This window comes from Sphingomonas sp. AC435 (assembly GCF_979253005.1).
The window spans coordinates 666,606-686,398 of the sequence record NZ_CEEDCJ010000001.1 but is presented as its reverse complement, the minus strand read 5'-3'; the positions used below and the strand labels follow the sequence as shown (position 1 = coordinate 686,398).

20 protein-coding genes and 1 tRNA gene are annotated in these 19,793 nt (G+C 67.6%); 11 read left to right on the top strand and 10 right to left on the bottom strand.

The features are described from left to right. The first annotated feature begins 46 nt into the window (after positions 1-46). From mnmG to AC0CH8_RS03205, 4 genes are read left to right on the top strand one after another with little or no spacing between them, the layout of a single operon-like run. Positions 47-1,870, top strand: a complete 1,824-nt coding sequence (gene mnmG, locus AC0CH8_RS03220; RefSeq protein ID WP_465238646.1) for a tRNA uridine-5-carboxymethylaminomethyl(34) synthesis enzyme MnmG — start codon at positions 47-49, stop codon at positions 1,868-1,870. Then, entirely contained in the window at positions 1,867-2,478 is a 612-nt protein-coding gene (gene rsmG / locus AC0CH8_RS03215) for a 16S rRNA (guanine(527)-N(7))-methyltransferase RsmG (protein ID WP_465238645.1), read from the top strand. Before mnmG ends, rsmG begins: the two co-directional genes overlap by 4 nt. Further along, positions 2,475-3,260 carry a ParA family protein gene (locus AC0CH8_RS03210; RefSeq protein WP_465238644.1) on the top strand — a complete coding sequence of 262 codons (786 nt, stop codon included), beginning with the start codon at positions 2,475-2,477 and terminating at the stop codon, positions 3,258-3,260. Before rsmG ends, AC0CH8_RS03210 begins: the two co-directional genes overlap by 4 nt. Continuing rightward, positions 3,257-4,150, top strand: a complete 894-nt coding sequence (locus AC0CH8_RS03205) for a ParB/RepB/Spo0J family partition protein (RefSeq protein ID WP_465238643.1) — start codon at positions 3,257-3,259, stop codon at positions 4,148-4,150. Before AC0CH8_RS03210 ends, AC0CH8_RS03205 begins: the two co-directional genes overlap by 4 nt. On the opposite strand, the gene holA is transcribed toward AC0CH8_RS03205, so the two are convergent. Genes holA through AC0CH8_RS03185 form a run of 4 tightly spaced genes read right to left on the bottom strand, consistent with a single transcriptional unit; the run spans position 4,147 to position 8,609 of the window. Then, positions 4,147-5,166 carry a DNA polymerase III subunit delta gene (gene holA, locus AC0CH8_RS03200; protein ID WP_465238642.1) on the bottom strand — a complete coding sequence of 340 codons (1,020 nt, stop codon included), beginning with the start codon at positions 5,164-5,166 and terminating at the stop codon, positions 4,147-4,149. The two genes, AC0CH8_RS03205 and holA, sit on opposite strands and share 4 nt — an antisense overlap. Then, positions 5,163-5,660, bottom strand: coding sequence for an LPS assembly lipoprotein LptE (lptE, locus tag AC0CH8_RS03195; protein WP_465238641.1), 498 nt, complete (start codon positions 5,658-5,660; stop codon positions 5,163-5,165). Before lptE ends, holA begins: the two co-directional genes overlap by 4 nt. After that, positions 5,657-8,161: a leucine--tRNA ligase gene (leuS, locus tag AC0CH8_RS03190; RefSeq protein ID WP_465238640.1), complete on the bottom strand. Its 2,505-nt coding sequence runs from the start codon at positions 8,159-8,161 to the stop codon at positions 5,657-5,659. The genes lptE and leuS overlap by 4 nt, the downstream gene beginning before the upstream one ends. A gap of 10 nt (positions 8,162-8,171) precedes the next feature. Further along, positions 8,172-8,609: a DUF3576 domain-containing protein gene (locus AC0CH8_RS03185; protein WP_465238639.1), complete on the bottom strand. Its 438-nt coding sequence runs from the start codon at positions 8,607-8,609 to the stop codon at positions 8,172-8,174. Between the two features lie 208 nt (positions 8,610-8,817). On the opposite strand from AC0CH8_RS03185, the gene AC0CH8_RS03180 reads away from it, so the two are divergent. Further along, entirely contained in the window at positions 8,818-9,531 is a 714-nt protein-coding gene (locus tag AC0CH8_RS03180) for a porin (protein WP_465238638.1), read from the top strand. 246 nt (positions 9,532-9,777) lie between these two features. On the opposite strand, the gene AC0CH8_RS03175 is transcribed toward AC0CH8_RS03180, so the two are convergent. Continuing rightward, positions 9,778-10,293 carry a thiamine phosphate synthase gene (locus AC0CH8_RS03175; protein WP_465238637.1) on the bottom strand — a complete coding sequence of 172 codons (516 nt, stop codon included), beginning with the start codon at positions 10,291-10,293 and terminating at the stop codon, positions 9,778-9,780. A 22-nt stretch (positions 10,294-10,315) separates the two neighbouring features. On the opposite strand from AC0CH8_RS03175, the gene AC0CH8_RS03170 reads away from it, so the two are divergent. Continuing rightward, positions 10,316-10,975, top strand: a complete 660-nt coding sequence (locus tag AC0CH8_RS03170; RefSeq protein WP_465238636.1) for a YggS family pyridoxal phosphate-dependent enzyme — start codon at positions 10,316-10,318, stop codon at positions 10,973-10,975. Next, the gene (locus tag AC0CH8_RS03165; protein WP_465238635.1) at positions 10,972-11,634 is read left to right on the top strand and encodes an HAD family hydrolase; all 663 of its coding nucleotides are present in this window, start codon (positions 10,972-10,974) and stop codon (positions 11,632-11,634) included. The genes AC0CH8_RS03170 and AC0CH8_RS03165 overlap by 4 nt, the downstream gene beginning before the upstream one ends. A 42-nt stretch (positions 11,635-11,676) precedes the next feature. Here AC0CH8_RS03165 and ribA read toward each other — a convergent pair whose 3' ends face one another. The 4 genes from ribA to AC0CH8_RS03145 all read right to left on the bottom strand — a co-directional run bounded on the left by ribA (position 11,677) and on the right by AC0CH8_RS03145 (position 15,138). Next, a complete protein-coding gene (gene ribA, locus AC0CH8_RS03160; RefSeq protein ID WP_465238634.1) occupies positions 11,677-12,738 on the bottom strand; it encodes a GTP cyclohydrolase II in 1,062 nt (353 codons plus the stop codon). Next, the gene (xth, locus tag AC0CH8_RS03155) at positions 12,732-13,514 is read right to left on the bottom strand and encodes an exodeoxyribonuclease III (protein WP_465238633.1); all 783 of its coding nucleotides are present in this window, start codon (positions 13,512-13,514) and stop codon (positions 12,732-12,734) included. Before xth ends, ribA begins: the two co-directional genes overlap by 7 nt. A 392-nt stretch (positions 13,515-13,906) precedes the next feature. Further along, positions 13,907-14,515: a LolA family protein gene (locus tag AC0CH8_RS03150; protein ID WP_465238632.1), complete on the bottom strand. Its 609-nt coding sequence runs from the start codon at positions 14,513-14,515 to the stop codon at positions 13,907-13,909. A 110-nt stretch (positions 14,516-14,625) separates the two neighbouring features. Next, positions 14,626-15,138, bottom strand: a complete 513-nt coding sequence (locus AC0CH8_RS03145) for a DUF1440 domain-containing protein (protein ID WP_465238631.1) — start codon at positions 15,136-15,138, stop codon at positions 14,626-14,628. Between the two features lie 152 nt (positions 15,139-15,290). Here AC0CH8_RS03145 and AC0CH8_RS03140 point away from each other — a divergent pair, with 152 nt between their 5' ends. Together AC0CH8_RS03140 and AC0CH8_RS03135 are read left to right on the top strand one after the other, a co-directional pair. After that, entirely contained in the window at positions 15,291-16,976 is a 1,686-nt protein-coding gene (locus AC0CH8_RS03140; protein WP_465238630.1) for a TonB-dependent receptor, read from the top strand. Continuing rightward, on the top strand, positions 16,973-17,212 hold the full coding sequence (locus AC0CH8_RS03135; protein ID WP_465238629.1) for a hypothetical protein: 240 nt from the start codon (positions 16,973-16,975) through the stop codon (positions 17,210-17,212). The genes AC0CH8_RS03140 and AC0CH8_RS03135 overlap by 4 nt, the downstream gene beginning before the upstream one ends. Positions 17,213-17,266: 54 nt before the next feature. Here the strand turns inward: AC0CH8_RS03135 and AC0CH8_RS03130 are convergent. Next, positions 17,267-17,341, bottom strand: a tRNA-Gly gene (locus AC0CH8_RS03130). Between the two features lie 225 nt (positions 17,342-17,566). Here AC0CH8_RS03130 and AC0CH8_RS03125 point away from each other — a divergent pair. Both AC0CH8_RS03125 and AC0CH8_RS03120 read left to right on the top strand, forming a co-directional pair. Then, complete coding sequence (locus AC0CH8_RS03125) at positions 17,567-18,322, top strand: ImuA family protein (protein WP_465238628.1); 756 nt, start codon at positions 17,567-17,569, stop codon at positions 18,320-18,322. Then, entirely contained in the window at positions 18,282-19,781 is a 1,500-nt protein-coding gene (locus tag AC0CH8_RS03120; protein ID WP_465238627.1) for a Y-family DNA polymerase, read from the top strand. Before AC0CH8_RS03125 ends, AC0CH8_RS03120 begins: the two co-directional genes overlap by 41 nt. Positions 19,782-19,793: the final 12 nt, after the last annotated feature.

The window sequence follows — 19,793 nt, the reverse complement described above, 5'->3', positions numbered from 1 at the left end:
GTGGAACAATTTTGACCTTTGTCCGTGGCCGCGTCAAAGCCGAACCATGTACGACGTTCTCGTAATTGGTGGCGGCCATGCTGGTGCCGAAGCAGCGGCAGCAGCATCGCGGAGAGGCGCTCGGATCGCCTTGCTCTCCTACTCGGCCGACAACATTGGGCAGATGTCCTGTAACCCGTCGATTGGCGGGTTGGGAAAAGGACACATCGTCCGCGAGGTAGATGCCTTCGACGGCATCATGGCAGTGGCCGCAGACGCTGCGGCTATCCATCACCGGATGCTGAATCGCAGCAAAGGGGCGGCGGTTCAGGGACCCCGCATACAAGCGGACCGGCGCCTGTATGCGGCAGCGGTGCGAAACATTCTTGAAACGACCAGCGTCGAAATGCTGCAGGGCGAAGCTATTGCCCTGAAGCTGAACAACGGTCGCATCGTTGGAATCACGCTGAGCAGCGGCGACCATGTTCAGGCGCGCGCCGTCGTCATCGCAACCGGGACGTTCCTCGGTGCGACGATCTTCCGAGGTGACGAACGTCATCACGGCGGCCGCATCGCCGAGCGTGCCGCTGGTCCTCTAGCGGCGTCGTTGCGTGATCTCGCGTTGCCGATGGCTCGCTTGAAAACGGGCACGCCGCCCCGGCTCGATGGCCGAACGATCGACTGGGCGAAACTCGAAGAGCAGCCGTCGGATGACGATCAGTGGTCCATGTCGGCGCTAACCCGTCATCGGGCTCTTCCCCAAATAGCCTGCGCGATAACGCGCACGACCATGGCCACGCACGCGATCATCCGCGGCGCGCTGCCGGAGTCGCCGCTATTCTCCGGCGCGATCGAGGGGCAGGGTCCACGCTATTGTCCCTCCATCGAGGACAAGATCGACCGGTTCGGCGATCGCGACGGTCATCAGGTATTTCTGGAGCCGGAGGGTCTGTCGGATACCACGGTGTATCCGAACGGCTTGTCGACCAGCCTGGCGACTTCGGTTCAGGAGGCGGTGCTCGCATCGATTCCCGGGCTGGAAAACGCGCGGATCACTGTGCCCGGCTATGCGGTCGAGTACGACCACCTCGACCCGCGCTCTCTGGGACCTACGTTGGCGCATCGCGGTGTCGACGGCCTGTTCTTCGCAGGACAGATCAACGGCACGACGGGATATGAGGAGGCAGCGGGGCAGGGCCTTGTCGCCGGGTTGAACGCAGCGGCTTATGCGTGCGATTTGGAGCCTGTCATTCTGGACCGCGCGTCGAGCTATATCGGCGTCATGATCGATGATCTCGTGCTGCAAGGTGTGACCGAGCCGTACCGGATGCTGACGGCTCGCGCCGAGTACCGACTGGCCCTGCGCGCCGACAATGCCGGATCACGATTGGGCCATATTGCCGAGGCGGCCGGAGCATTGGGAAGCGCTCGGCTGGAGCACCAGCACGGCCGGACTCAGGAACGAGCGCGGGTCCGCACACTGCTTGCGCGAGAAGTCACGTCATCCGCGATTGCGGTCGCGGGCGGTAAGGTGGCGCAGGATGGATCGCGGCGGAGCGCGTGGGAATGGCTGCGTTTCGACGGTGTCGCGTGGGACCATGTCGCGCCAGATGTGGTCGCTGATGCCGACATCCTTGCGGAGACGCTGCAAGACGCGCGGTATGCCCCGTATCTCGACCGCCAGGCAGCCGAGGTCGAGCGCATGAGGAGGGATGAGGATATCCCTTTGCCACACGATCTGTGCTTCGCCGAAATTCAGGGGCTGTCGAACGAGATGGTCGTCAGGTTGTCGGCCAGCCAGCCGCGGTCGCTGGCGGCGGCCGCGCGGGTCAGGGGGATCACACCAGCCGCTCTCAGCGCAGTGTTGCTTCATGCGAGGAAGGCCGCGTGACCGAGGACGACGCCAAGGCGTGGGTTGCTGATCGAGTGGATCCGAGCGCGTTCCAATTGCTCGAACGGTTCGCGATCATGATCGTCGAAGAGAATACGCGGCAGAACCTGATTTCGCCGGGTACTGTGCCGATGCTGTGGAGTCGACATATTGCGGATTCGCTGCAGCTGATGTCAATCGCAGCGTCGGATCGGCCGAGCAGGTGGCTCGACATCGGATCGGGCGGCGGATTTCCGGGGATGGTTCTCGCCATCGCGGGTGCATTGCCGATGACGATGGTGGAACCGCGGAAGCGTCGCGTCGCGTTTTTGCGCCATTGCCTCGACACGTTGGGCGTCGCGCCCGCCTTGGTCATCGAAGGCAAGATTGAAACGGCTCGGGTTGAAGCGGATGTTATCACCGCCAGGGCAGTGGCGTCCGTCGAAAAGCTTTTGCTTGCGGCGCGGCATTGCTGCACACCAAGGACACGCTGGTTGTTGCCGCGGGGAGCGGCCGACATCGGCGATCTTCAGACCCAGGTCGAAGCGAGGGGTATGATGTTTCACGTGGAACAAAGCGTCACGGAGACCTCGTCTTCGATCGTGGTTCTTGAAGGCTGCCCCACATGATCTGCGTGGCGATCGCGAACCAGAAGGGTGGTGTTGGAAAGACGACCAGCGCCATCAACCTTGGCACTGCTCTCGCCGCTACCGGCCAACGCGTGTTGCTGGTGGACCTTGACCCGCAGGGCAACGCCTCCACAGGCCTTGGGATTCTACAGTCGCAACGCGAGCGATCGAGCTACGACGTTTTGCTCGGGGATTGTCCGGTGGATGCCGCGGTCGTTGCCAGCAAGGTGCCACGGCTCGATGTTCTTCCGGCGACGGTTGACCTGTCCGGGGCGGAGATCGAACTGGTCGAGTTCGATGATCGTACCCACCGCCTTGATGCGGCCATCCGTGCGAACGCCTCGCGTTGGGACATCGTATTGATCGATTGTCCTCCATCGCTCGGACTGCTGACGATCAATGCGATGGTGGCCGCCGACCGGTTGCTAGTTCCACTGCAGTGCGAGTTCTTCGCGCTCGAAGGATTGTCCCAACTGTTGAGTACGGTGGAGCGCATCCGGGAGCGGTTCAATCCCGGACTCGCGATCCTCGGCGTCGCGCTGACGATGTACGATCGCCGGAACCGGCTGACCGAGCAGGTTTCTACCGACGTTCGCGCCGTGCTGGGCAAGGTCGTGTTCGACACCGTGATTCCGCGCAATGTCCGCCTGTCCGAAGCGCCGAGCCACGGCTTGCCCGCGCTGATTTACGATCACCGCTGCTCCGGCTCGGAAGCCTATATGGCGTTGGCACGCGAGATGATTCAGCGGCTTCCCAAGCCGGCTGTGGATGCGGCCGCATGAGCGATGCCGCACGTCGACCGCGGGGAGGACTCGGGCGCGGATTAAACGCTTTGCTGGGCGAAATCGCGCGCGAAGCGCCGGTTACACCGGGGGCGGAGCCGGGACCGGGCGTGCGGATGCTACCGGTCAGTGCTCTCGCTCCGCACCCCGAGCAGCCACGACGCCACTTCGACGAGGCGATGCTGGACGAACTCGCCGCGTCGATCGCGTCGCGGGGCGTCATCCAGCCGATCGTGGTGCGGCCGCATGGTCACCAGTATCAGATCGTCGCGGGTGAACGACGCTGGCGGGCCGCGCAGCGGGCTCGGCTGCATGAAGTGCCGGTCGTCGTTCGCGACTTCGACGACGCAGAGACGCTCGAAATCGCGCTGGTGGAGAACATCCAGCGGCAGGACCTGAATGCGATCGAAGAGGCGCAGGCGTATCAACGTCTGGCGGGCGATTACGGTCATACGCAGGAAGCGCTGGCGCAGATCGTCCACAAGTCGCGCAGCCACGTCGCCAATCTGCTGCGGCTGCTGGATTTGCCTGACCCCGTACAGGCGAGGGTGGTCGATGGATCGCTGTCGATGGGCCATGCGCGGGCGTTGCTGGGCGCTCCCGACGTCGAGGGGTTGGCGGAACAGGTCGTCCGGCGTGGCCTGTCGGTGCGCGAGACGGAGAAGCTGGCCCGCGACACCAAGCCGCGACGATCCGAACCGCGCGGGGAGCGGGCGGCACCGCCGGCACCGGATGCCGACATCGCGGCGTTGGAACGTCGGCTTGCAGACCTGCTCGGGGTCTCCGTATCGATCGGGTATGGAGAGAAAGGCGGGACACTGACGTTGGCCTACTCGACGCTCGACCAGCTCGACATGCTCTGTCAGCGACTGACCGGCGAGACGATCTAGCCTCGCCGGGCCACCGCGCGGGAGAGGGTCAGGATCGCCTGATCCGCCAGCACCGATCCAGCGTTGTTCGCGGTCATCACCGCCCGTTCCGCGGCGCGCGCGCGCGCCAGGGCGTCGGCAAGCATCACGGGCGACCAGCGGCGCAACGCCCGGATCGTCGCCTGCTCTTCCTTCCAGAAGACGCGGTGGCGTTTGACCACGCTGTCGGCCGGCTCGCCGCGGGCGACTTCGGCCCGCATCTCCGCCAAGGCCGTGAGCCGACGCGCCAGCTGACGCAGCCACATGATCGGCGACGTGCCGCTCTCCGAAAGCCGCGCCAGCTCTACGGCCAGGACATCGGCGCGCCCCTCGACCACGGCCTCGACGGCTAAGTTCGTCTCCGCCTCGTCCAGCGCCGCGCCGATCGCGTCGAGCGCCTCGTGATCCAGATCGCGCGGTCGGTCGGCGGCGGCGTCGAGGAACAGCGCCAGCTTGTCGACCTCTCGCGCCAGCACGGCACGATCGCCGCTGCTCGCCGCCACCATCCGTGCCGCGACGCCGGGGGCGGTCCGCATGCCCTGTTCGGCGGCAAGCGACACTGCCAGCCGCTCGGCGTCCTGTGCGGTCGGCGGGTAACAGGCGAAGGCCATTGCGGCAGGAGAGTCCTGCGCCAGCTTCACCACCTTGCCGGTGGCTTTGATCGTCGGTGCGATCGCCACGACGGGATTGCCTGCGCTTTCCGCCTCCAGCAACGCGCTGATCGCCGCGAGGCTCTCTTCGCCGAGACCGGTGATCCTGATCCAGCGCTTGTCGCCGAACAGCGACATCGACGCGGCTTCATCGGCCAGCCGGGCAGGGTCGCCCTTCAGCGTGGCGCCATCGAGATCGACCCGCTCCGCACCCTTGCCCATCGCATCGCCCAGAACGCGCGCGAGGGCGTCTGCGCCAGCCTCGTCGGGGCCGTGAAGCAGGTGGAAACGGACGGCGGGGCGCGGCGCGGCGAGCGCCTGACGGATCTGGGTGGCGTTCGCCTTCACGGCGCTGCGGGACGCCGCTGCGCGTACAGCGCCAGGCGCGACACGATCTGATCGGCAACGATGCCCGACAAACGTTCGAGCGCGGTATTCTCCGCCGCGATCGTCGCATATTCGGATTGCACGACATCGATGCCGGCATCCGAACCGGCGGTGGCATCGAGTAACACCGATCCGTCCGCGACGTTCACGAGCTGATACCGCGCGCGCAACGCCCGCCGCTCGCGCGTAACGCTGTCATCGCTGCGCAGGCCGAGGCCGCTGATGCGGTCGTCCAGCCGGATGTCGAGACGATAGGTCGGCGCGCCGCCACGATTGCCGAGCCGATCCCGCAATGCGTTCGCCATCAGCCAGCCGGCCTTGCCCTCGATCGGCGCAACCTCGACATTGGCGAGCGCATTCGCGACCGCACCGTTACCACCACCCGCATAGAGCGGCCGCAAGCCGCAGCCCGATAGGGCCACCGCGCCGAGCAGCAGGAGCGCAGCCGCCCTCATGCGACGATGTTCACGAGGCGGTCGGGGACGACGATGACCTTGCGCGGGGGCTTGCCGTCCAATGTCCGCGCGATCTTGTCGCTAGCGAGTGCGGCGGCTTCCACCTCTTCGCGGGGGGCGCCCTTGGCAAACATCAGCGTGTCGCGCAGCTTGCCATTGACCTGGATCGCGATCGTCACCTCGTCATCGACCAGCATCGCCCGGTCGACGGTCGGCCACGGCGCATCGGCGATCAGACCGGGCTGACCACTCGCCGCCCACGCTTCCTCCGCCAGATGGGGTACCATCGGAGAGGCGAGGCGCAGCAGCGTCGCCACGGCGTCGCGCCGGTCGGGGGAGGGGGCCGCCTTCTCGATGGCATTGGCGAGCGTGTAGAGCAGCGCCACCGCCTTGTTGAACTGCAATCCCTCGATCGCGTCGGCGACACCGGCGGTGGTGCGATGCGACAGCTTTCGCAGCGCGATGTCTTCGCCCTTACCAGCATCGTCTTCGCTGCCGACCAGTCGCCACAGCCGCTGGACGAAGCGCCATGCGCCGTCGATTCCGGCTTCCGACCAGGGCAGATCCCGCTCCGGTGGAGAATCCGACAGCATGAACCAGCGCACGGCGTCCGCACCATATTGATCCACGATCGGCTCCGGATCGATCGTGTTCTTTTTGGATTTGGACATCTTCTCGACGCGGCCGACCGTCACCGGCTGCCCCGTCGCGACTTCGATGCCGCCCTCGACATCGTCGGGGCCGAGCCACAGCCCCTCCGCGGACTTGTACGTCTCGTGCGTGACCATGCCTTGCGTGAACAGCCCGGCAAACGGCTCGGCAATGTCGAGCTGGCCGATATGCTTCAACGCGCGGGTCCAGAAGCGCGCGTAGAGCAGGTGCAGGATCGCATGCTCCACGCCGCCGATATACTGGGCGACGGGCAGCCACTTTTCCGCCTCGGCACGGTCGAACGGCCGGTCCTTGGGCTGGCTGGCGAAGCGGATGAAGTACCAGGACGAGTCGACGAAGGTGTCGAGCGTGTCCGTCTCGCGCACCGCTTCGCCGCCACAGGCCGGGCAGGGGACGTATTTCCACGTCGGATGCCGATCGAGCGGATTGCCGGGGATCGCGAACGATACGTCATTCGGCAGCACGACGGGCAACTGGTCCTTGGGCACCGGCACTGCACCGCAGGCATCGCAGTGGATGATCGGGATCGGGGTACCCCAGTAACGCTGGCGCGAGACGCCCCAGTCGCGCAGTCGGAATACGGTGGAGCCCTTGCCCCAGCCTTCACCCTCGGCACGGGCGATGACGGCAGCCTTGGCCTGTTCCACGTCCATGCCGTCGAGGAAGCGCGAGTTCACGATCGCGCCGGGACCGGTATAGGCGGTATCGCCCTCGAACACCGCATCCGTCTGGTCACCCTCGGCGACGACGCGGGTCACCTCCAGCCCATATTTGCGCGCGAAATCGAGATCGCGCTGGTCGTGCGCGGGAACGCCCATCACCGCACCCGTGCCATATTCCATCAGCACGAAGTTCGCGATGTAGACGGGCAGCGTCCACGCCGCATCGAACGGATGCGCGACGGTGTAGCCGGTGTCGAAGCCCAGCTTCTCCTGCGTATCCAGTTCGGCCGCGGTCGTGCCGCCGGCCTTGCACCGTTCGATGAAGGCGGCGGCGTTCGAATCGCGCGCGGCTACTTCGCGCGCGATCGGGTGATCGGCGGCGATCGCGACGAAGCTGGCCCCGAAGATCGTATCGGGACGCGTCGAGTAGACTTCGATGGGTGCGGTCAGCGGCGCAACGGGATCGAACCGGAACGTCAGCCCCTTGCTGCGCCCGATCCAGTTCTCCTGCATCAACCGCACCTTGTCGGGCCATTGATCAAGCGAGGACAGACCGTCGAGCAACTCGTCTGCGAAGTCCGTGATCTTCAGGAACCACTGGTTCAGCTTGCGCTTCTCGACCACCGCGCCCGACCGCCAGCCGCGTCCGTCGATCACCTGCTCGTTGGCGAGCACGGTCATATCGACCGGGTCCCAGTTGACCGAGGATTCCTTGCGATAGACCAAGCCACCCGCGAACAGGTCGAGGAACAGCGCCTGTTCATGGCCGTAGTAATCGGGCTCGCACGTCGCCAACTCGCGCGTCCAGTCGAGCGCGAAGCCGAGCCGCTTCAACTGCGCCTTCATTGTGGCAATGTTCTGGCGCGTCCAGTTGCCGGGGTGCACGCCCTTTTCCATTGCGGCGTTCTCGGCCGGCATGCCGAACGCATCCCACCCCATCGGGTGCAGGACCTCGTGCCCGGTCATCCGCCGATAGCGCGCCAGCACGTCGCCCATCGTATAGTTGCGGACGTGGCCCATATGGATTTTCCCCGAAGGATAGGGAAACATCTCAAGGACATAGGCCCGCGGCTTGGTCGACGCGGCATCGGCGGCGAAGGTGCGACGCTCCTCCCACACAGCCTGCCAGTGCGCGTCGGCCTTCAGCGCGTTGAACCGCGACGTCATGGGCGTTGCCTCAGCCGGCGATGGAGGCGCGGCGCAGATCGCGGGCGCGGGTGAGGATCAGGTCCTCCAGCTTCTGCGTCGTCGCGGCCTGCACGGGGGCGGAGATCCACTGACCCTGCCGATTGATCTCGCGTAGCGCCGCGACGCGGACCGCATCGGCGCGCAGGTCCTGATCGAGGATCGACACCGTCACCTTCATCCGCTCCGACGGAATTTGCGGATTGACATACCAGTCGGTGACGATGACGCCGCCGTTGGAGTCCGTCTGGAGCAACGGCATGAACGACAGCGTATCGAGGCTGGCACGCCACAGATAGCTGTTCACGCCGATCGTCGTGATCTTCGATGCCGCCAGATCGCCCTTGGGCCGATCGTTGCTGGCACAGGCAGACAAGGTGGCGAGCGACAGGACGGCGGTGATGCCCAGACGGGCGGTGCGGCGGATCATGCGGATGGGTGTCCTGCGACGGAAAAATGGGCTTCTCCCGCCTCTATAGGGCCGCGTGCATACCCGCAAGTTACGCGCGAGCCGGGGTCGAACTGTGCGCTTGATGCAACACATGCGCAATTTCCGTACCGGCAGGCTCCCGGTTGTGGTTGGCCCGGATCGAATCATGCTAGGCGAAGTTTCGAGGGGATTAGTCGGAGGATTCGGGGTGGGTGCGCATCGCGCCATGATTGGGGTTGTCGCCGGAGCGCTTGTCGCCGCCGCCGCCCTCGTCGCGCCTGCGGTCGGTGCCCTCCGTACGGCCGATCAGCATAACGCCCGCGCCGTCAAGCGCCCGCCGATTCGCGCTCTGGGTGGCTTCACCCCCGCGGCGGGCGATCCGCGGCTGGCGGCACTGTTTGCGCGCAGTGGTCTTGGTACCGGTAACGGTCTGCCGTTCACGCCCGCCGAGACGCGGCGCGACAATCGCGCCGTGACGGTCGCGGTCCGCGCACGCAGTAACGTCGACACTGCGACGACGACGCGCATCGCCGCCGAACCACGCACCGGCATCGCGCCGATCGCCTATAATCTGGGTGCCGCCGTGGGCTGGAAGCGGTTCGCCATTGCGGGCGACCTGACGCGTGTCGATCTGGCCACGCAGCCGGGCGGACGCGAGGCTGCGGATGTCGCATTGAGCTATACCGCCAACCGTTGGAGCACGCAGGTGCGGGCGGCCACCGATCGCCCGATCGCCGGCACTCCGAAGGCGATCGCCGATCCGCAGAGCTATTCGGTGGATCTGGGCGGATCATATTCGCTGACGCGCAACCTCGATGTGACGGCGGGCGTCCGCTATCGTTCCGACCGCGAGCGGCTGGCGCGACTGGACGAGCGGCGCGACAGCCAGGCCGTATACCTGGGTACTGCCTTCCGGTTCTAAGGTCGGCGGACGGATGACGGCGCGTTTTCCCTCATAATCAACATGCTCCCGAAAATGCGGGAGCCCAGCGACCACAAGTCGTATCGTTGGTAGCCGATCGGCTTACGCTTCCAAAACTAGCGTGGCCGCGTTCGGCCCGATCCCGTCACACGAAATATCCGTCATGGCGGGCGCAGCGAAGCAACCCAGGGCAGAACGCCACGCACTGGGTTGCTTCGCTACGCTCGCAATGACGGGGGCTAGCTATCACCCCACCCACGCGTCGATCGCTGCCCAGCCTGCAAACCCGAGCCCCGCGACCCGTCGCCACCGCCGCTCCGTCATGCCGCCGAGCGCGATCACGGGCACGCCCGCCAACCGCCCGATCCTCGCCGCGCGCGCCGCTCCCAGCGCCGGTGCCCCCGGATGCGAGCGCGTCGGAAACACCGGCGACACCATCACCATCTTCGCCCGCGCTCGCCGTGCCGCCAGCGCTTCGGTACGGTCATGGAGCGGCCAGCTATACGCGCCGGCGACCCGGCCGTGCCGCAACGCTCCCGCCATCGTCGGTCCCGCCACCACCAACACGAGTCGCCGCGCCCGCGCGACGCGGCGTATCCGTTCGAACAGCGTCCTCCGCTCCTCTAGCGGCGTGGCGTAGTGGCGGAACACCACGCCGCTCCCCGGTGGCAGTCGGCGCAACGCCCGCCACAGGCTGTCGCCCAGCCGCTCATCGGTCATCAGCCAACGCGGTGGAACCTTGGCGGGGTATCGGCTCGGCATCGTCCCCCCTATAGCGCCGCGAATGACCGAAAAGGACCCTCTCTCGACGGTGCGTGCCCGGATCGCCGCCGCCGCGCGCCTCACCGGGCGCGACGACGATGCCGCGACGCTAATCGCCATCTCCAAGACTCGGATGGCGGAGGAGATCGAACCGCTGCTCGCCGCCGGGCAGCGCGCGTTCGGCGAGAACCGCGTGCAGGAGGCGCAGGGGAAATGGCCGGCGCTGCGAGAGCGCTATCCCGATGTCGAGCTTCACCTCGTCGGACAGCTTCAGTCCAACAAGGCCGCCGATGCCGTGGCGCTGTTCGACACGATCCACTCGGTCGACCGTCCGTCGCTGGTCGATGCGCTCGCGGCAGCATGTGCCAAGGCCGACAAGCATCCTGCCTGCTTCGTGCAGGTCAATATCGGCGACGAGCCGCAAAAGGGCGGCTGCGCGGTGGCCGAGCTGCCGGCGTTGCTGGAGCATGCGCGAGGGGCGGGGCTGACGATCGCCGGGTTGATGGCGGTGCCGCCCGCCGACCTCGAGCCCGCGCCCTATTTCGCGCTGCTCGCCAAACTGGCGCGCGACCACGGGCTGGCGGGGCTGAGCATGGGCATGTCGGACGATCTGGAGACGGCGGTGATGCTCGGCGCGACCTATGTCCGCGTCGGCGCCGCGCTGTTCGGAGCGCGCGCATGATGTACGATGCCCTGTTGTTCGACTTCGACGGCGTGCTGTTGGAGAGCGAAGCGTCGGGCAATCGCCAATTGGCGGAGTGGCTGACGGCGGCGGGCTATCCGACGACGCCCGAGCATTCGATGACGCATTTCATGGGGTTGTCCGGCACCGACTTCATTGCGGCAGTCGAGAACTGGATCGGCAAGCCGCTGCCCGACGCGTTCCACGCCGATCGCGACGTCGAGAATGCCCGCGTGCTGGCGGAGGGGATCGACGCGGTCGCGGGCGCGGTGGCGTTTGTCCGCTCGCTGCCCGCCGACCTGCCGCGCGCGGTGGTGTCGTCGAGTTCGACGCGCTGGATCGACACGCACCTGCGCCACCTCGGTCTGCGCGAGGCGTTCGGCGACCACATCTATTCCGGGCGCGAGCATGTCGCGCGCGGCAAGCCGGAGCCGGATTTGTACTGGTATGGGGCGAACGCGCTCGGCGTGCCGATCGAACGCTGCGCGATCATCGAGGACTCGCCGGTCGGCGTGACGGGCGCGGCGAAGACGGGCGCGTTCGTGATTGGGCTGTGCGCGGGGCTGCATTGCCCGGCGGATCACGGCCAGCGACTGCTCGCGCTCGGCGCAGATGTCATCGCGGCAGACTTCGCCGAGGTGGCGCGGGTGCTGGGATAGCAGAATGCGTCATCCCAGCTTTCGCCGGGACAGCGGCGGAGCTTAAAACTCGTGGCCCGTCCGGTCGCGCTTCGTCGCCAGGTAGCGCGCGTTGTGCGGGTTCGGCGGCAGGTGATGCGGCACCCGCTCTACCACCCGCGTGCCCGCCGCCTCCAGCTGCGCAACCTTGGCCGGATTGTTGGTCAGCAACCGCACCGCGCGCTGGCCGATCAGGTCGAGCATCCGCGCCGCGACCCCGAAATCACGCGCGTCGACCGCGAAGCCCAGCCGCGTATTCGCATCGACCGTATCGAATCCCTGATCCTGCAACCGGTACGCGCGCAGCTTGTTGACCAGCCCGATCCCGCGCCCCTCCTGCCGCAGATACAACAGGATGCCCCAGCCGTTGGCAGCGATCGCGCGGATCGCGGCATGAAGCTGCGGCCCGCAATCGCACTTCAGGCTGCCGAGGACATCCCCGGTCAGGCATTCGCTGTGCAGCCGCACCAATGGCGGCGTCCCGTCCGGCTGGCCGACGATCAACGCGACATGCTCGTCGCCCGAATCAGGCGCACGGAAGGCGACGATCTCCGCATCCTCCGCCCCGTCGACGGGCAGCCGCGCGCGCGTTGCAATCCGCAGGGAGGCAGGCGCGGTGTAGGCATCGATCGCGGCGGCGGCGATCGTCACCTCGGGCTCGACTCCGTGGATGAAGAAGGCAGGCAACAACCCGGCGATCCGCGCCAATCTCAGCGCCGCGAGCGACGCCACCGGTCGCGTCACCGTCGCGGTGCGAAACGGACCCTTCAGCGGCGTCGCCAGATCGAGCTGCGGATCGGCCAGCGCCACCGCCGCGTCGAAATCCAGCCACGGCGCATGCTCCACCACCACCGGGAAATCGGGATCGGCGGCGGCCAGCTGGTTCGTCAGCTTCAGCGTTTCCGCCCGACCGCTGGAGATCAGCACCGGGCCGCCCTCCGGCGCGAACGCCGCCAGCCGTAACGGGTCCGCCGATTCCACCGCCAGCACCGTGAGCGGAGCCTCCCCCGGCGCAGCGATCGCGATCGGCCAGCCGCGTCGCATCGCGTCGATTGCGCGGGCGACGTCGCGCGCCTCCCTCACCACGCGAACTCGGTCATGATCGGCACATGGTCGGACGGCTTCATCCAGCCGCGGCAATCCTCGAACACGGTGTGCGCGACCGCCTGCGCCGCCACGTCCTGCGTCGCCCACATATGGTCGAGCCGCCGCCCGCGATCCGACGCCGCCCAGTCCTTCGCGCGGTAGCTCCACCAGGTGTGCAGCCGCTTGGGGGCGGGGTGGAAGTGCCGGCCGAGATCGACCCAGTCGCCCGCCGCCTGCAACCGACCCAGCGCATCGACCTCGATCGGCGTATGGCTGACCACGTCGATCAGCTGCTTGTGGCTCCACACGTCCTCCGGCAGCGGCGCGATGTTGAAATCGCCGACCAGGATCGTCGGGCCGGGCAGCCCTTCCGACCAGCGCGTCATCCGCTCCACGAAGTCGAGCTTCTGCCCGAATTTCGGGTTCACCTCGCGATCCGGCACGTCGCCGCCCGCGGGGACATAGACGTTTTCCAGCCGCACGCCGTTCGGCAACGCCACGCCGACATGTCGCGCTTCGCGGTTGGCCTGCCAGTCGAACCGGTCGTCCAGCGTGATCGGCACGCGGCTGAGGATCGCGACGCCGTGGTGCATGCGCTGGCCGTGGATGACGATGTGGTCGTAGTCGAGCGACCGGAACATCTCGAACGGGAAGTCGTCGTCGATGACCTTGGTTTCCTGGAGGCACAGGATATCCGGTGCCTGCTCGCGCAGGAATTGCTCGACGATGGCGATGCGGAACCGCACCGAATTGATGTTCCAGGAGACGATCTTCACGGGCGCGCGGGTAGCCGGTTTTGCGGGGCGCGTCACGTGGGAGGAGGCTTGAGGTGTCACGGCCACGCCGCGCAGTCCGTCATCGTTTCACGCTGACGGCCGGTCCGGCGGCGAGCCGCCAGACGAGAAAGGCCCCCGTTCCGGGGGCATGGAACGAGGGCCGACTCAGCGTTCGTCACGCAGGCGAATGGGGATGAAATCCAGGCAACAGGGGGAAATCCCGGACGCCCCACACTCGCAAATCGGCTTTAGCCCCGGCAACCTGTCGATTGGATGAATGGCTTTGTAAAAAAAGACTTGGCTGGGAAACCGATCGTTTCCTGGCCGATCATTCGCACCGGCTACATCGTCCGAGCGCTCCCACGGAGGCGCGAGCATGGAAGATCGACGGACTACCGCCGCGTCGTCGGCCGCGGATCGACCCAGCGGAACGTGTTGCTCGCCACCGGAACGCCATAACGCTGGTTCGAAAGGCGCACCGTCGTGCGATTGTTCTGGCTGTCGAGCGCGACCCAGCCCTGCAACGTCATCCCCGCCGGGGCCGCCGCATCGCGCGCCAGCACCAGCGTGATGCGGCCATATTCGGGATGCTTGGGGTCGCGCGCCTCGACGGACACGAGCCGCGGATCGCCGGGCACGACCTTGGCGAATTGCGACAGGTCGCGACCCGGATCGAGCAGCACGCCCAGCGGCGAGTTGCGGATTGGCCAGCGCTGCACCTGCTTCACCGAGTAGTCGATGAACGTCAGCGCACCGCCCTCCGCCACGATCAGGGTCGGCACGCCCTTCTGATACTGGAAGCGGATGTTGCCCGGCTGCTTCCACGTCAGCGTACCCGTCAGCACCTGCCCGTTGCGATCGGTCTGGCTGAAATCGGCGGTCATCGTCGTGATCGCCTTCAGATAGCGCTGCACGGTCGCCAAATCGTTCGCCTGTGCCGCGGCGGGGGCGGCAAGGACGACGGCAGGGGTCAGCAAGGCGGCGGCGATCAAGGACTTCAACGACGATCTCCCGAGGGGTGGCGCGGCGATAGCGACCGCGCATTGAACTCGCGGTGAACGTCGCTGCCGCCCGCCGGGTCCGTTGGCAAGCGCGCGACCGGGCTGCGACGTCAGTCCGCAGGAGCCAGCGTCCGGTCGACCTGAGCGCGTACCAGTTCCGTGACGCCGCCGAACACCAGATGCGACGCCAGCGAGTACAGATGCCCCGACGCCGGCGTCTTCCACGGCGCGTCGGCGAGCCCCATTGCCGGCACCGCGCCCTCGTCCAGCACGGTAGCGGTGGTCAGCCCGAACAGCGTCCCCGACGCCGTCGTCACCCGAGGTTCGAAGGCTGCCGCAACGCCGTACGCAAGGCCGAGTGCCGCCCCCAGGCCATAATGCATCGCCTGTCCGGCGAGCGGCTTGTTCGCCTCTCCAACGTCATCACCAGTGACAGCCCTGGCCATGCCGTCCGCTGCCTTGCTCGTCGTCGGCTCTTCGTCGCTACCGCTGTCGTTGCTGGATATTTTCGCCAGCAGCATTTGCAGCCCGTCCATCGCGAACGACGCGACGATGCCGCCGATCACCCCGGCCAGCGCACCTCTCGCGATCCGGGCACCCGTCGTCTGGCTGTCGTCGCTCATGCTTGTCTCCCGCAAATTCGTGTCCGCTAAGTCGCTGTTGTCGCCAAACAACCGACCGGAACGGTCGCCGTTCCCCCGATCCGGTGGCGATCCGCCTTGGTGGCGCGCACCCGGCACGCTACGCCCGCGGCGGTGGCGATATGCGAAACTTGATGATAGTCGGACTTGTCGCGACCGGCGGGTGCATCGGTACCGTCGGCGCGGCGTCCGCGCAGCGCGCGGAGCAGAACGCCGCGCGCGCGGCCGAAGACGCGTTCGGCGTCAGCTACGCCAATGAATCGATCGGCCTGTACGACGAGGAGGACGTGCGCGGTTTCTCACCGATCGACGCCGGCAACGTCCGGCTGGAGGGGCTGTATATCGACCAGCAGGCGGACCTCAGCTACCGGGTCGTCGACAGCTCGATCATCCGCGTCGGGCTGACCGCGATCGACTATCCGTTTCCCGCGCCGACCGGCATCGCCGATTTCCGCCTGCCCGATGCTCCCGACGCGCTGGTCGTCAGCCCCCGGCTGACGGCGGGCAGCTTCGGCGATATCGGCATCGAAACGGACGTGCGTGCGCCGGTGATCGGCAAGACCCTGTCGGTAGCCGGTGGTGTCGGCGCCTACCGCGACAACGAAGCGTTCGGCGGCACGCCCGAAGTGCTGTCCGCCGGCATCAGCGCGCGCTGGCGACCCGCCGTCGATGTCGAGATCATCCCGTTCTGGAGCACCGATCGCTACTGGAGCGAGGAATCTCGCCCCACCTATTTCGTCGATGGAGCCTTCCTGCCGCCGCGGATCGGCGACCGTCAGCGTTACACCGGACAACGCTGGGCCACGAACACCAGCCGCGGCGATAATGCCGGTCTGATCGCGCGGGGCCGGCGAGGCGGGTGGTCGCTGGCAGCCGGGCTGTTCCGCTCCGTCTTCACGATCGCGCGCGACCGGACGACCGTGTGGCTCGATGTGGACCGCGCGGGCGCGGGGGTGGAGACCGTCTTGGCCGCGCCGCCCTCACGCTACGCCTCCACTTCCGGCGAATTGCGCCTGTCGCGAAGCTGGGTGGAGGGCCAACGCGTGCACCGTGTCCACGTCTCGGTGCGCGCCCGCGATCAGGCGCGCCTCTATGGCAATGCCGAGGCGGTCGCACTGCCGCGCCGGTCCATCGACACGCGTCGACCGGTCGATGAACCCGCGTTCGACTTCCAACCCCGCACGCCCGACGATGTGCGACAGGTGACGCTTGGCCTCGCCTATGAGGGCCGCTGGCAGGGGCGGGGCAGCGTCAACATCGGTGTGCAGAAGACCGACTATCGCAAGACGGTCCGGCCGCCGGATCGGGCAGGGATCGATGCGCGCGAACGGCCGTGGCTGGTGAACCTGATGGCATCGTTCGATCTGACGAAAAATGTCGCGGCTTATGCCGGCGTCACGCGAGGTCTGGAGGAGAGCGATGTCGCCCCGGACATCGCCGTCAACCGCAATGCCGCTCCGCCCGCGCTCCGCACGCGTCAGATCGACGGTGGGCTGAGGATCGCGCTCGGCAAGACCCTGCAAGCCGCGATCGGCCTGTTCGACGTGCGCAAGCCGTACTTCAACCTGACGGCGCCGACATCTACCGCCGTCTCGGCGAAGTCCGGCACCGCGGCGTCGAGGGATCGCTCAGCGGCACCGCGTCGCCTGCGCTCAGTATCGTCGCCGGGGCAGTCCTGCTCGATCCGCGGGTCAGCGGGGCGCTGGTGGAAGACGGCACGATCGGCGCGCGCCCGGTCGGCGTCACGCGCAGCCGGATCGTGCTGGCACTCGACCTGCATCCGCCCGGATGGAACGGCTCGTCGCTGGATGTGCAGGTGACGCGGCATGGCGGATCGTTGGCGGATCAGGCCAATATCGTGCGGTTGCCGTCGCGGCCCGTCGTGGCATTGGGGGCCCGTCATCGGCTGCATCTGGCGGGACGCGACGTGATCGCGCGGGTGCAGGTCAACAACCTGTTCGATACCTATCGCTGGGTCGCCAACGCATCGGAAGGATTGTACTTCAACGCCGGGCGATATGTATCGTTATCGCTGGCGGCGGACCTGAACGTTTGATTTATAGTGCCGCTGAGGCGGCTGCCGGAAGCTTGGCGGCTTCGACGGAATGACTGGAGCGGGCGAAGGGATTCGAACCCTCGACCCCAACCTTGGCAAGGTTGTGCTCTACCCCTGAGCTACGCCCGCTCTGGCGCCATGTGCCGGTTGCTCATGAGAGCCACCGGCTGGGTGAGGCGCGGCCACTAGCAGTGGTCCGCCATAGCCGCAAGCGCAAAAGTCGCGGCCGTTCCGAATGCGCGAAAGATTCAGGGTTGGCGACTCGCTAAATAGAACATTACAAGAACATAGATGGCCGACTCGAACGCCCTGATAGCGCAATTGCGCGCGATCGCCGCCCCCCGGAGCGGCAGGGTGAGCGATTCCGCTGGTCCGGACGACTGGCTGATGCAGGGCGCCCCCGCGGCGCAGCTCCACGAGATCTACGGGATGGAGGCGGAGGACGGCCCGGCGGCGACAGGATTTGCGGTCGCGCTGGCGCTGGCCGGACAGAAGCAGGGGGACACGACGGCCATCGGACCCGTCGCCGCGCCGATCCTGTGGGTCCGCCAGCAGGGGCGGGGCGACGGCCGCCTACACGCCACCGGCCTGCTCGACCTCGGTCTCGCGCCCGACGCGCTGGTGCTGGCGGAGGTGCCCGATCCGGCGGCGCTGCTGCGCGTGGCGGCGGATGCGGCGCGCTGTCCGGGGCTCGGCACCGTCATCGTCGAGACGCACGGGCGCGTGCCGGGGCTGGACCTGACGGCGACCCGCCGGCTGATGCTGGCGGCCGAAGCGTCCGGCGTCACCGTGCTCAGCGTCCGCCTCGCCGCGCAGGTGGAGCCCAGCGCCGCCGCCAGCCGGTGGGGCATTGCCGCCATGCCATCGCGCACCTTGCCGGGGGACGTGTTCGGCACGCCCGCACCCGGCCGACCTGCCTTTCTCGTCGAATGCCTGCGTCGGCGCGGCGGCCCTGCCGGCACCCGCTGGCCCGTGGAGTGGAACCGTGAAACCCGACACTTCGTCACCCTACCGGCCCAGGAAGCGACGCTACCTGGCACTGGTCTTCCCCTGGTTGCCGATCGAGCGGTTGCGCGCGACCCGGCCCCATCTGTTCGTCGGGCGGGATGAGACGCCGACCGCCTTCGTGGAGACGATCGGTCAGGCCGTGCGCCTCGTCGCGCTCGACCGGGCGGGCGTGCTCGCGGGGCTGCAACCCGGCCTGACGCTGGCCGACGCGCGCGCACGGGTGCCGGAGCTGGAGGTTTTCCCCAGCGACCCGCACGCCGATCACGAATGGCTGGAACGGCTGGCGGAGGGATGTGCGCGCTACACGCCGACCGTCGCGCTGGACGCGCCCGACGGGCTGACGCTCGACATCGCCGGCTGCGTGCATGCGTTCGAAGGGGAGCGGCCGCTGGCGGCGGATGTCGAGGGGCGGCTGGCACGGCGCGGCGTGCTGGTCCGCCACGCGTTCGGCGACACCCCGGAAGTGGCGCGCGCGCTGGCCCGCTATGCCGGTGCCCCCGCCCCGGACGAGGCGGGGGCGGTGCGGCGGCTGCCGGTGGCGGCGCTGGGGCTGGACGACGACGATAGCGAGGCGCTGCGCCGCGCCGGGCTGAAGACGGTCGGCGACGTCATGAGCCGCCCGCTCAGCGGCATCGCCGCGCGCTTCGGTGAAGCGGCGGCGACGGCGGTGCGGCGGCTGTCCGGCGACGTGAAAGCGCCGGTCGTGGCGCGCAAGACGGTCCAGCCGATCGCGGCCGAGCGGCGCTTTGCCGAACCGGTGGCGCGTACCGAATATGCGCTGGAGGTGATCGCCGACCTCGCGGCCGAAGCCATCGACGCGCTGGAGAAACGCCGCGAGGGTGGTCGCCGGTGGGAGGCGAAGCTGTTCCGCGCCGATGGTCAGATCCAGCGGCTGCGCGTGGAAACCGGCCGCCCGACGCGCGACGTATCGCTGCTGATGCGGCTGTTCGCGGAGCGGATCGACGGGCTCGCCGATCCGCTCGACCCCGGGTTCGGCTATGACCTGATCCGGCTCGACGTGGTGCTGGCGGAGCGGCTCGACACCAGCCAGTTGCAGCTGGAGGGGGGCGAGACGCGCAAGAGTGTTGGCGGCGGCGATGTCGGTGCGCTGGTCGATCAATTGTCGACGCGCCTCGGCCGCGATCGCGTCCGGCGATTTGCGGCGCGCGACAGCCACATCCCTGAACAGGCCGAACTGATGCTGCCCGCCGCCGCGCCCGCGACCGCGGCAATACCCTGGCCGGAGCCGGAGGCGGGCGAGCCGCCGCTCCGCCCGATCTACCTGTTCGACCCTCCGCAGCCGATCGAAAGCGTCATGGCGGAGGTGCCGGACGGCCCGCCCGCCCGCTTCCGCTGGCGGCGCACATTGCACGACGTCGCGCGCGCCGAGGGGCCGGAGCGGATCGCGGGCGAATGGTGGCGACGCCACGACGCCGCGATCCCCACGCGCGACTATTTCCGCATCGAAGACCGGCGCGGGCGGCGCTTCTGGATCTTCCGCCACGGCCTGTATTCCGAAACGGAAGCACCGCGCTGGTACCTGCACGGACTGTTCGCGTGATGCCGTTCGCAG

What these genes read in the sequence shown, in the direction of transcription:
- AC0CH8_RS03175 (WP_465238637.1), bottom strand. Translation starts at nt 10,293, where the DNA reads ATGCCGAGCCGATACCCCGCCAAGGTTCCACCGCGTTGGCTGATGACC.
- AC0CH8_RS03170 (WP_465238636.1), top strand. Translation starts at nt 10,316, where the DNA reads ATGACCGAAAAGGACCCTCTCTCGACGGTGCGTGCCCGGATCGCCGCC.
- AC0CH8_RS03185 (WP_465238639.1), bottom strand. Translation starts at nt 8,609, where the DNA reads ATGATCCGCCGCACCGCCCGTCTGGGCATCACCGCCGTCCTGTCGCTC.
- leuS (WP_465238640.1), bottom strand. Translation starts at nt 8,161, where the DNA reads ATGACGTCGCGGTTCAACGCGCTGAAGGCCGACGCGCACTGGCAGGCT.
- lptE (WP_465238641.1), bottom strand. Translation starts at nt 5,660, where the DNA reads ATGAGGGCGGCTGCGCTCCTGCTGCTCGGCGCGGTGGCCCTATCGGGC.
- AC0CH8_RS03140 (WP_465238630.1), top strand. Translation starts at nt 15,291, where the DNA reads ATGATAGTCGGACTTGTCGCGACCGGCGGGTGCATCGGTACCGTCGGC.
- AC0CH8_RS03165 (WP_465238635.1), top strand. Translation starts at nt 10,972, where the DNA reads ATGATGTACGATGCCCTGTTGTTCGACTTCGACGGCGTGCTGTTGGAG.
- AC0CH8_RS03145 (WP_465238631.1), bottom strand. Translation starts at nt 15,138, where the DNA reads ATGAGCGACGACAGCCAGACGACGGGTGCCCGGATCGCGAGAGGTGCG.
- mnmG (WP_465238646.1), top strand. Translation starts at nt 47, where the DNA reads ATGTACGACGTTCTCGTAATTGGTGGCGGCCATGCTGGTGCCGAAGCA.
- AC0CH8_RS03205 (WP_465238643.1), top strand. Translation starts at nt 3,257, where the DNA reads ATGAGCGATGCCGCACGTCGACCGCGGGGAGGACTCGGGCGCGGATTA.
- AC0CH8_RS03210 (WP_465238644.1), top strand. Translation starts at nt 2,475, where the DNA reads ATGATCTGCGTGGCGATCGCGAACCAGAAGGGTGGTGTTGGAAAGACG.